Annotated in this window: 7 protein-coding genes; all 7 read left to right on the forward strand. The window is 48.0% G+C overall.

Annotated elements, in window-relative coordinates:
• Window positions 1-79: 79 nt before the first annotated feature.
• On the forward strand, window positions 80-3,970 hold the full coding sequence (locus tag KIK04_RS20800) for a dynamin family protein (protein WP_232275485.1): 3,891 nt from the start codon (window positions 80-82) through the stop codon (window positions 3,968-3,970).
• 376 nt (window positions 3,971-4,346) lie between these two features.
• Window positions 4,347-6,260, forward strand: a complete 1,914-nt coding sequence (locus KIK04_RS20805) for an ABC transporter ATP-binding protein (RefSeq protein WP_232275486.1) — start codon at window positions 4,347-4,349, stop codon at window positions 6,258-6,260.
• Window positions 6,257-8,128 carry an ABC transporter ATP-binding protein gene (locus KIK04_RS20810; protein ID WP_232275487.1) on the forward strand — a complete coding sequence of 624 codons (1,872 nt, stop codon included), beginning with the start codon at window positions 6,257-6,259 and terminating at the stop codon, window positions 8,126-8,128. Before KIK04_RS20805 ends, KIK04_RS20810 begins: the two co-directional genes overlap by 4 nt.
• A gap of 88 nt (window positions 8,129-8,216) precedes the next feature.
• A complete protein-coding gene (purT, locus tag KIK04_RS20815) occupies window positions 8,217-9,398 on the forward strand; it encodes a formate-dependent phosphoribosylglycinamide formyltransferase (protein WP_232275488.1) in 1,182 nt (393 codons plus the stop codon).
• A 166-nt stretch (window positions 9,399-9,564) separates the two neighbouring features.
• Window positions 9,565-10,383: a GDSL-type esterase/lipase family protein gene (locus tag KIK04_RS20820; protein ID WP_232275489.1), complete on the forward strand. Its 819-nt coding sequence runs from the start codon at window positions 9,565-9,567 to the stop codon at window positions 10,381-10,383.
• A gap of 30 nt (window positions 10,384-10,413) precedes the next feature.
• Complete coding sequence (locus KIK04_RS20825) at window positions 10,414-11,379, forward strand: ABC transporter ATP-binding protein (RefSeq protein WP_232275490.1); 966 nt, start codon at window positions 10,414-10,416, stop codon at window positions 11,377-11,379.
• Window positions 11,372-12,361: an ABC transporter permease gene (locus KIK04_RS20830; protein WP_232275491.1), complete on the forward strand. Its 990-nt coding sequence runs from the start codon at window positions 11,372-11,374 to the stop codon at window positions 12,359-12,361. The genes KIK04_RS20825 and KIK04_RS20830 overlap by 8 nt, the downstream gene beginning before the upstream one ends.
• Window positions 12,362-12,486 lie beyond the last annotated feature (125 nt).

Genomic DNA, 12,486 nt, shown 5'->3' on the forward strand with positions numbered 1-12,486 from the left:
CGAATGCATAGGCAAAAAGAGGAAGCCGACGTGTTCGGTTTCTTCTTTTTTTATTTACGTGTAATGGGGGATCAGGTTAATGCAGCATAAAGAGCAGGAACCGCATGTAGAAGTACATAAGTCTGAACGTAAGTTGCCAATCGGGAATGTAAACGGAAATAGTATTGAGGATATTACTACAGATCGCTTGGCACAGCAGCTGTCGCTGATGGCTGCACAAATGAGACAAGCTGGAGATGAACGGTGTGCGGCCAAATTAGTCGAGTTGGCTGGCAAATGGGAAAACCGAACGCTGATGCTGACGTTCTGCGGCCATTTTTCAGCGGGAAAATCGAGTGTTATTAATCGGCTGTGTGGACAACCTTTGTTGCCGTCTAGTCCGATTCCGACAAGTGCGAACGTTGTGACGGTAAGATATGGCCAAAGCCGAGCTGAAGTGGTGCGCAGGGACGGAGGAAGCGAGTCGGTGTCGCTGGAATCGCTAGGGGCCGTATGTCGTGATGGAGAGTCGATCGAGCGCGTGACGTTATTTGCCGAAGTCGATTGGCTGCGCGCAGGGGCTGCACTGCTAGATACGCCAGGCGTCGATTCGACTGATGAAGCGCACCGTGAGGCGACGGAATCTGCTATGCACTTAGCCGATGTCGTGTTCTATGTGACAGACTATAATCATGTGCAGTCTGAATTTAACTTTGCGTTCGCGAAGAAGGTGGCTGACGCAGGGAAGCCGCTTATTTGGATTGTGAATCAAATTGATAAGCATCGGGAGCAGGAGCTGCCTTTTTCGGATTATAAACAGGATGTTAGGAATGCGCTTGAAGCGTGGCAATTGCAGCCAGCAGCTGTCTTTTTTGTGACCGTTAAACAACCGGAACATCCCTATAATGAATGGATGAAGTTTACTACTTATTTGCAGGAACTAATAGCTGAACGGGAACAGATTGTTCGTTACGGTGTAGAGCAAGCGACGAGCGAACTTATACGCGAGCATATGCATTTGTTGGCGGCGCCATTGGCTGAGCAGCGAGCGGCTTGGATAGAGGAAGCTGGTGGCGAGGATGTTGTTGCTGAACGCCGTGAGCAGCTTATGCACGTGCGCGATGAGCTTGATACCGTACGGCAACAGGCTGACCATGTACGGGGGCCGTTTAACGAAGAGTTAGCGAAGCTGTTGCGCGATGCTAACGTTACGCCTGCTGTCACGCGTGATTTGGCGCAGTCGTATTTGGAGACGCTTAAGCCTGGATTTAAAGTAGGGCTGCTGTTTACTACTGCGAAGACGCAAGCAGAGCGGGAGCGGCGCTTGCTCGCGTTTGCACAGCAATGGCAAGAGGGCGTGCGTGCCAATGTGGGCGTGCATGTGATCCAGATGGTGCGGAAGCTGGCGCAAGCTGCGGGTCAGGATGAAATCGAATGGGCAGCTAACATGGAAGCGGCGTTACCGGAATTGGCAGCAGACTGGCTGGCCAAGTCGGTACAGGCTGGTTCATGGGGCTCTGCGGAGTATACGCTTAATTACAGCCGCACGATTAGCGATGAGGCTAAGGCTATGATAAGGCGTGCAGCGATGGTAGTCGCTGAACCTCTGCTTGAGTCCAAGCGACAACAACATCTGGTGCAAGCTGATCTGTTGCAGGAGGAGCAGGTGCGACTTGCTCAACTGTTGGCCGTCGAGGAAACGATCGCGGAGCGGGAGCGAGAGTTAGCTGCGCAATCAGCGCGTATGCATGCTGAGCTGGGTTCAGTGCGTGCTAGTGACGAAGCAACAGGATGGTCAAGTTATATGCCAAGCGTAGAAGCTATTGAGCTTAAGATTAATCAATCAGTGATTGGGCAGTCCGATACAGATGGGGGCACGTCTGGAAGTTCGGACAACTTGTTACATGTGGATACAGTGGGCAGCGGGGAGCTTGTAGACGGGATTAGGGAACAGCGTGGTTCCGATGATCCAGTTGAATCTATAGCGTCTATGGAAACTACAGGCCATGTAGACCCGATAGAACTTACAGACTCTATAGACCCTACGAGCTCTATCGGGTCGGGGGCGGTAGCTGATGAAGGGCGTACAGAAACAAGCCATGCACGGAGCAAGCTACTCCATACCGCTACGCAGCTGGAACAAGCTGCGGACGCGTTAGAACAGCTGCCTAGCGTGCAAGCATTAGCTTCAAGCATGCGCAGCAAAGCGCAGCGATTGCAAGCTAACCGCTTTACCGTAGCGCTGTTTGGTGCGTTCAGCGCAGGGAAATCGTCTTTTGCGAATGCGCTGATCGGGCAAGATGCCTTACCAGTATCACCAAACCCAACTACGGCTGCTATCAATACGATTGGTGCGCCAACGGAGGAGTATCCGCACGGAACAGCGCGCGTGTTGATGAAAAGTGAAGCCCGCATGTTGGATGATATTCGCTATGCGCTAGAAAGCATCGGAGAACGAAATACGGATCAGCTTACGATGGAGCAGGCGCTTAAAGCGATTGATCGTTGGAAGCCAGACATGCTGCACCCGTCGGGGCGCCCGCATTTCAGCTTCATTCAAGCGGTGAAACGCGGTTACGATGCTGCGCGTCACCACTTAGGCGGATCGCTACGTGTCGATGAGCGTGAATATCGACAGTATGTGGCCGACGAATCTCGTTCTGCTTTTGTAGAGCGAATTGAGCTGCACGTTGACAGTCCGCTGACGGCTGAAGGCTTTGTGTTTGTGGATACACCTGGCGCGGACTCTATTAATGCTCGACATACAGGGGTTGCATTTGAATACATTAAAAATGCGGACGTAATCTTGTTCGTCACGTACTATAATCATGCGTTTTCACAGGCGGATCGCCAGTTCCTGAGTCAATTGGGACGAGTGAAAGACGCGTTCGAACTCGATAAAATGTTCTTCCTCGTCAATGCAGCAGATTTGGCTGCTTCGCAAGAAGAATTGGAGAGCGTTACCGACTATGTAAGCGGGCGCTTGCACGAGTATGGCATCCGCTCGCCCCGACTGTTCCCTGTGTCTAGCTTGAAGGCGCTGGAGGCTAAGCAGCAGCGTCGACAGGAAATGTTGGAACGCTCAGGCATACCGGCGTTCGAGCAGGCGTTTATGCGCTTTGCTACCGACGAGCTGGCAGGAATGGCAGTCGAGGCAGCGCAAGCTGATTTGCTGCGAGCCGAAGGGCAACTGCAAGCGATGTGGAATGCTGCGCATGCAGATGCTGACGCTCGTGTTCAGCAAGCCGCACATATTCGCCAGATGGAAGCTGAGCTGCTGCAAGCATGCGACACATGGGTGAACCGTGATGAACGCCAAGCTGTGACGCAAGAAGCTGATGAATTGCTGTACCATGTTCGTCAACGCTTGCAGTTCCGCTTCGGTGATTGGTTTGCTTATGCCTTTAATCCAGCATCGCTGCGTAAGGATGAGCGCAATATCGATGCCGCTCTTGAGCACTGTTATCGAGAATGGGCTCGAACCTTCACAAAAGAGCTGCTAAACGAGCTATACGCGACTACGTTGCGGCTGGAACAGCAGAGCAAACGGCTTATTCAGGCACATTGGAGTCGCTTTGTGCCAACCTTGAATGAGAAGCTGCCAGGCTGCGATGTGACGCTAGAGCCGTTTACGGCTTGGCCAACCCCAGACGTCAAAGATAGCGCTTGGGTGCCCGAAGTGAACGTACGTTGGCTCCGCGGGTACTATCGCAACAGCAAAGCTTTTTTTGAGGCTGGTGGCCGTGATGAGCTTAAGCGCGCGCTAGAGGAACAGGCCATGCAAGCGGTGCAGCGTGCAGTCCAGCAGCATCGAGAACTATTTATCGATCATATGATGCAGCAATCGTCAGCCCTTCTGCACGAGTTGGAGGCACAACTGACGCATGTCGTACGTCGTCATGCGGACAGTTTGGAAGCAGCTAGTTCGGTTGATTTCGACCCGGCACCAATTGCAGCAGCATTGAAACAAATCCAGCAATCACGTCTGTAAATGAAGTGTGGCTGCCATAGTGGTTGCCATATTTATAGTGTGACATATCGTGAAATAAGAAATGTGTAAGCTTGTTGTATGCGTATCGTTGGTGCATACAACAAGCTTTTTTATGTGCAAGCAAGCTCGAAATTATACAAAGTCCTAAGCAAACACGATTATTTCAAAGAGATTGGTTGATTTATCCACTTAAATGTTCTTTCATAAGCCGATACTCCAATTTATGCGAGTACAATCGTTTTGCGGTCGAGATTGGTTTGGTGGTAAACTACTTTTCACCTCATCACAGCGTTAGTTGAAAAGGATGATCGTGTAGCGCGCATCACCTTTTTTAAACTACTATACAAAAATAACGTGTTGAGGAAGGAGGATACCCATGAACGTGTTAAAGCAGCTTTCTATCTACTTTTGGCCCAAACGATCTTTACTGTTCGCGTCGATTACATGCTTAATTGCAGCAACGGCACTCGGATTGATTTATCCGAACTTGTTGCGAATTTTAATTGATGAGGTCATTAGTAAGGAGAAATACGGATGGGTGCCTTGGTTGGCGTTAACGGTCGTCGTTGTCGTCAGCATAAAGGGCACCCTGCAATTTTTGCACGGCTATTTTGGCGGGCGTCTAGGCAACTACGTTGCATTTACGATGCGAAATGATAGCTACGACAAATTGCAGCAGCTCTCGTTTCGTTATTATGACAAAGCGCGCACAGGCGATCTGATGTCGCGTTTAACGGCAGATTTAGAAGGTATCCGCAACTTTATCGGCTTCGGTCTGGCCCAAATATTGAACATGGTGCTCATGGTTGCGTTTGGCGCTATGATGATGCTATCCATTAACTGGCAATTAACATTGGCAACACTAGTTACGATTCCTCTTCTCGCTTTTACAGCATTTCGTTTTGAATCTAAAATTCATCCCGCATTTCGTGAAATGCGTCAAACCTTCAGCCGCTTGACGACAGCAGTACAAGAAAACATCACAGGTGTGCGTACCGTAAAGTCATTTGCACGTGAGTCCCACGAAGTAGATAAGTTCTCTATTCGCAATGAAGCTTATAAAGATAATCAAATTTACGCAGCAAACTTATGGGGGCGTTTTTTTCCATTCATGGAGTTGTTGGCGTGTATCTGCATCGTATTGTTGTTAACGTTCGGTGGCAGGCTCGTGATTGACGGATCGTTGACGCTCGGTGAACTTGTCGCTTTTTTCAGTATGATCTGGTACATAATCGGCCCTATGTGGCAAATCGGATTTCATATTAACAACTATACACAATCAAAAGCATCAGGTGAGCGAGTTCTGGAACTGTTAAACACTCCGATTGACATAGAAAATAAGGCGCAGCCCTTGCTGTTAGACGATGAAGATGTTCAGGGATATGTACAGTTTCATGATGTGTCTTTTCGTTACGAAGGTGAGACAGATGCGGTTAGTCACATTACACTTGAAGCGCCAGCAGGTAAAATAATCGGCCTATTGGGTGGCACGGGTTCCGGAAAATCAACCATTATTCAATTACTGATGCGGGCATATGATGTTCAATCCGGTCGAATTACGTTGGATGGCCACGATATACGTGATGTGGATGTAAAAAGTTTGCGCCAACAGATGGCAGCTGTATTTCAAGAAACGTTTTTATTTTCATCTACGATTCGTAACAACATCGCGTACGGACGAAATGACGTCTCCGATGAGAATATTGTCCACGCCGCGAAGCTGGCAAAGGCACATGATTTTATTATGGAACTGCCACAAGGATACGATACGGTTGTCGGTGAGCGTGGACTCGGCTTATCAGGCGGCCAAAAACAGCGAATTGCGATCGCACGTGCGTTATTGCAAGACCCGAAAATATTACTGCTCGACGATGCAACAAGTGCGGTTGATATGGAGACGGAGCATGAAATTCAGGTTGGCTTTCAACAAGTCATGCAAGGTAGAACCGTGTTTATTATTGCACATCGCATTTCTTCGCTCCGACATGCAGACGAAATTATCGTACTTGAGCAAGGCCATATTGTTCAGCGTGGAACGCATGATCAGCTTATTGCAGTGCCAGGTACGTACCAAGATGTTTACCATATACAGTATGCCGATCAGATGGACCGTACTTCTTTTGCAGACGCCGTTGCAAATTCAGTTGTAAGTTCTGCTGTAAGTACTGTTGTAAGTTCTGTTGCACAATCTGGAGAGCACGAGCACGAGCACGAGCAAGAGAAAGCGGCGGATAAACGCGAGGATTTAAAAGATAAGTGTGACGGTATGAAAGCGCAGGTGAGAGTATGAGTCAAATGAACAGCTCCATAAAAAATTCACTGAATAGCGATAGCGCTAACGAATTCGCACAACAGAAAGCGAATCGGCGCACACGCTTCGTCTACCAAGATGACAATGCCATTGAAAAGCCATTTAACTGGTCACAAATGCGCCGTCTGCTCGTGTATATGAAGCCTTATAAGCGTCAACTACTGCCGCTGCTATTCGTCTTCATGCTCATTGGCACGTTGACGAAACTTGCGATTCCGTTTCTTATTAGTTATGCGATTGACCATGCTATCGCACCGAAGGACGCAGCCCCATCGCTGCGATTGCTGTATACGGTTGCAGGCTTTATTTTGGGACTGTACGTCGTTCAATGGATTGCGAACAGTTTCCGCATTAAATTTATGAACGTAATCGGCCAGCGTATTATTTATGATTTGCGGGCAGATTTGTTCAAACATATTCAAAAGCTATCATTTGGTTTCTATGATAAACGTCCAGCAGGCTCTGTTCTCGTACGCATTACGAACGATGTTAACTCCTTACAGGAGCTGTTTACGAATGGGGCTCTTATTTTGCTGCTTGATTGTGTACAACTGCTCGGCATTGTTATCATCTTACTGTTCTATAACGTGCAGTTGGCGTTGGCCGTTATGATTACGGTTCCAATTATGTTCATCATCTCCACCCGTTTGCGCCAGCATATTCGTTCCGCGTGGCAAGATGTGCGGATAAAGCAGTCGCGAATCAACTCGCATTTAAATGAGGCGATTCAAGGTATGCGAGTCACGCAAGCGTATACGCAAGAGCAGGCGAATATGGATTATTTTAAGACGATGAACACGATTAATAAAAAATCTTGGGACCGTGCGACCACGCTCAATCAGACGTTTGGGCCTGTCATCGAGATTACGAGTGCAATCGGCGCCTTTATTTTGTTCTGGTACGGTTCGCATTTAGTGCAAACGGGCGTCATCACGGTCGGTATCTTGTTCGGTTTTGCGCAATATATCGGAAACTTCTGGGAGCCAATCAATCGTTTAGGCATGATGTACTCGCAAATGCTAATTGCAATGGCTTCCTCAGAGCGCATCTTTGAATTTATGGATGAACAGCCTGCGGTTGCGGAAGCTTTGCAGGCGAAGACATTGCCGCAAATTCGTGGGGATGTTCAGTTTGAAAATATCGTATTCGAGTATGAAGCCGGACGCCCAGCGCTGCGAGGTGTATCGTTAGGTGCCCAAGCAGGGCAATCGATTGCGTTGGTAGGTCACACAGGATCGGGGAAAAGTACGATTATCAATTTGCTGTGTAGATTTTACGACACGACACAAGGAAGAATTCTCATTGATGGTGAAGATATTAGCCTCGTGACCTTGGAAAGCTTGCGATCACAGGTAGGCATCGTGCTGCAAGATACGTTTATTTTCTCGGGTACGATTCGTGATAATATCCGCTTTGGCCGCTTAGATGCGACAGATGAAGAGGTCGAAGCGGTGGCGAAGGCTGTGTATGCGCACCAATTTATTGCTAAGCTGCCGAACGGCTACGATACGGAGGTGCAAGAACGAGGCAACGCGCTGTCGATGGGGCAGCGTCAGCTGATTTCATTTGCGCGCGCGTTGCTTGCGAATCCGCGCATCTTAATTTTGGATGAAGCGACGGCAAGCATTGATACGGAGACGGAGCTTCATATCCAAGAAGCGCTTAAAACGTTGCTACAAGGTCGTACATCGTTCATTATTGCCCATCGGTTGTCGACGATTCGTCACTGTGACAACATCATTGTACTTGACCATGGGACGATTCAGGAGCAAGGCACACACGAACAATTAATGAAACATCAAGGTATATATTTCGGATTAATTGCTGCTCAATACAAATATATGTAACTTTTTGCCCCGTTGTTATTGATTAAATCCGTAAAATAAGCGAAAATAGCTGTAGAATGTTCGACTTTTTTTACGGGAGAGGATCGTAATGACAATCGGGGCACCTTTATGTCCGCAAGCGAAAAAGATGATGCTGCTAGGAGCGGGTGAGCTTGGCAAGGAAGTTATAATTGAAGCACAGCGGCTTGGGGTGGAGACGATTGCTGTTGACAGGTATCCAAATGCGCCTGCCATGCAAGTGGCACATCGTAGTTATGTGGTGGATATGCTTGATGCAAATGCATTAAAAGAGCTTGTTTATGCAGAGAGACCCGATATTATCGTGCCAGAAATAGAAGCGATTGCAACTTCGGCACTGGTAGAGCTAGAGCAGGAAGGCTATCGCGTCGCGCCAACAGCCAAGGCTACACAGCTTACGATGGATCGTGAGGGGATTCGCCGTTTAGCTGCTGAGGATCTTGGATTGCCGACGGCTCGATATGCATTCGCTAATAGTTTGGAAGAGTTGCACGCAGCGGTAGCAGAAATCGGCGTGCCTTGTGTCATTAAGCCGATTATGAGCTCCTCTGGCAAGGGACAGAGCGTCTGTCGGGAGCTGGCTGACGTTGAGCGCTGCTGGACATATGCGATGGATGGCGCACGTGCTAAATCAGCGCGAGTCATTGTCGAATCATTCGTGTCGTTTGAGTCTGAAATTACGCTGCTGACCGTTCGTTCCGTGTCCGGCACTGTTTTTTGTCCGCCAATTGGACATGTGCAGCAGGACGGCGATTATGTCGAATCGTGGCAGCCGCATCCGATGAGTGCGCATCAGTTGGAACAGGCGCAGGAAATCGCACGTGCGGTTACAGATGCGTTAGGCGGATATGGACTGTACGGCGTTGAGTTATTTTTGACGGCAGATGGTGTCGTCTTTAGTGAAGTGTCGCCGCGACCGCATGATACAGGGCTTGTAACGTTAGTGAGTCAGGACTTATCTGAGTTTGCGCTCCATGTGCGTGCGGTGCTGGGATATCCGGTTCATCACGTACAGTTGATGACACCTGGGGCGTCAGCTGTCATCAAAGCGACGCAGCTCTGCACGAACTACGCCTTCCATGGTGTGGAGGAGGCGCTACAGCAGCCACATACACAGGTGCGCTTGTTCGGCAAAGCAGAAGCACGGCCTGGTAGACGTGTGGGCGTGTGTGTAAGTGGGGCTGAGCAGGTAGAACAGGCACGAGCGCGCGCTAAAGCTGCTGCACAATCGATTACGATATCGTACTCATAAACGATACCATTTTTTCCGAAAAGCACGATCTCATGTGAGGTCGTGCTTTTTTTAATACCCATTTTTTCTATTGTGTTGAAGATAAAACAAAGCAGCTTCGTGTCTACATTTGCAAAACATGTTCTGACCCGCTATTGTAAATACAGATCATACATGGGAGGAAACTATGAAGAACAACAAATCGACATCACGCCAATGGAGAATAATGGCGCTTTGCGGCTTATTGTCTACACTTGTGCTCGTAGTAGGCTTTGGCTTCGGTGTAGCCAATATTTTATCGCCTGCCTCTGTCCCATTTGCGCAGGTGCCTACGGAAAATACGCCTAAAGTTGAAAATGAGGCAAATAGCAATGAGATTCGAATCGTATCAATAGGGGATTCATTGACACGGGGTACGGGGGACGGTACAGGAGACGGCTATGTGCGTCGCGTAGTGCGTTTACTGAAAGAGGAGCAGGACAAGCCTGTCACCCTACTTAACAATTTAGGTATAAACGGATTGCGTGCTGATCAGTTGTCACAGCGCTTGCAAGAACAAAGTATGGGATATACCTTGAAGCAGGCAGATGTTATTTTATTAACGATCGGTGGGAATGACTTGTTTCAAAGCGCTCAAGCCGACCAATTAAGTGATAAAGAGCTGGATAAAGAAGCGATGCTTGCAAAAGTAGACAAAAGTATTCCGCATTTGTCCCAAGTATTGTCTAGCTTGCGAAAATGGAATCCACATGCACGGATCGTCTACGCGGGCTTGTACAATCCGTTTGCTGATCTAGCAGAAATGCGGGAAATCGGTAATTCCGTCGTGCAAAAGTGGAACGATGAGGCCTATCAAATCATCAATAAAGACCCGAATATGGTACTCGTGCCTACGCATGATTTGTTCCAGCAAAATATAAATAAACATTTATCATCTGACCATTTCCATCCAAATGATAAGGGATATGAGGCAATTGCCAAGCGGATCGTACAAAGCATACATTAACAGCTTCCTAGGAAGGGGGAATCATTTTCGATGAGTTCAACAGGGTCTATTGTACTATCTGTACAACAGGTGAAAAAAAATATTGGGCCAAAAACGATCGTTAAAGATGTAACGTTTGATGTTCGTGCTGGTGAAATTTTCGGATTTTTAGGACCGAACGGTGCGGGTAAGACGACGACGATTCGCATGCTAGTCGATTTAATCAAACCGACCGCAGGCCGAATTCAAGTGTGTGGCTTTGATGTCAATCGTGAGCCAGAGAAGGCGCTGCGCTATGTCGGTTCTATTGTTGAAAATCCAGAGATGTACAGCTTTTTGACAGGTTGGGAAAATTTAGAACACTTTGCGCGCATGATTCCGGGCATTGGCGATCAGCGCATCGAAGAAGTTGTCGATATCGTAGGTATGTCACAGCGTATCCACGACAAGGTGAAAACATACTCGCTAGGGATGAGGCAGCGTCTTGGTATCGCACAAGCACTGTTGGCAAAGCCTGCGCTACTTATCTTAGATGAGCCGACGAACGGGCTTGATCCGTTAGGTATAAAGGAGCTGCGTGCCTTTATTCGCATGCTGGCAGACAGTGGCATGGCTGTGTTCGTGTCCAGCCATTTGCTCAGTGAAATTCAATTAATGTGCGATCGTGTCGCGATTATTAGTCATGGTGAAGTGCTCGCTGTTGGCGATGTCAAGCAACTACTGACTGACCGTAAGCCGTATATTATTTGGCAGGCCCAACCTGCGAAGACGACGCGTGATGTGTTAGCTGCGAATGGAGATGTGCGATTTATTGATCGTGCGGATGCGTTAATTGATGAATCTGTGCTAGTAGGTCTTCCTGACTATGCGCTGTTGACGGAAATGTCAGCTGAACGTATTCCACATTTGAACCGTAAGCTAATGGAAGCGGGTATTGAGGTAGAGGCGATTCAGCGTGTGATGCCAACGCTTGAACAGTTATTTTTAGAGATTACGGAGGGGGAGCGCATTGAGTAGCCTGTTACCGCTCGTTCAGAACGAAACGATCAAAGTACTGAAGAAGCAGCGTTTTCATATCGTCGTCCTCATTCTTTTGATTATGATCCCTGTGTTTACGTATGCGCAGATGAAAACGGCTCAGAACAATCGGGAAAAATTCAATCAAGACTGGCGATTGGAGCTGCAACAGCAAATTACGGATTACCAGAACTCGCTCGGCAGTGATCGTATTCCAGAAGAGTGGAAAAAATTCCGCCGGATCATGCTGCAGCAACTGCAATATTACTTAGACCATGATGTGAATCCGAGTGAGCCGAACGGCGTCACGTTCACACGTACATTTATGAGCAGTTCAGCCACGCTGTTTATACCGCTGCTAATTATGGCAATTGCTAGTGATATTGTGTCGTCAGAACGATCGACAGGAACGATAAAGCTGCTCTTGACAAGACCAGTGCGGCGCTGGAAAATTTTAATGAGTAAGTGGATCGTGCTTATGTTGTTTACGGCTGTCATTATTGTACTGACTGCGCTATTATCTTATTTGATTTCGGGCGCTGTATTCGGTTACGGTGGATGGAAAATGCCCATTTTCTCGGGATTTTCAAGTGCCGGATCGGATGTAAACTTTGATGCGGTTCATATATTGCCTTCCTGGCTCTATCTGCTGATGCAGTGCGGGTTGATCTGGTTCTCCAGCATCGTTGTCGCTGCGCTCGGATTTATGGTATCTGTACTCGTACGTAGTACGGCGGCAAGTATCGTTGCTTTGATGGCCTCTTTAATTGCAGGGACGATTTTGTACAATATGGCCTCATCTTGGCCGACTGCAAAGTACTTATTTATGTTAAACTTAAGATTGACGGATTATTTGTCCGGTACACCCTCTCCTGTGGAGGGAATGACGTTAACGTTTTCCTTGGCGGTTCTGGCCGTTTGGGGAGGTATTGCATTGTTTGTCGCATTCCGCGTCTTTACGAAACAGGACATTTTGAATTAAAATAAGCAAGAATGCGAAACATCTGTTTGCATCCGGGTTATGGGTATGGAATATGGTTCCAGTATCCGGGTGCGACAGATTTTCTTTTGCCAACTCCTTATAGAAGAAGTTGGAACGCTAAACAT

This window comes from Paenibacillus sp. 481 (assembly GCF_021223605.1).
In the GTDB taxonomy this organism is placed as follows: Bacteria; Bacillota; Bacilli; order Paenibacillales; family Paenibacillaceae; genus Paenibacillus_B.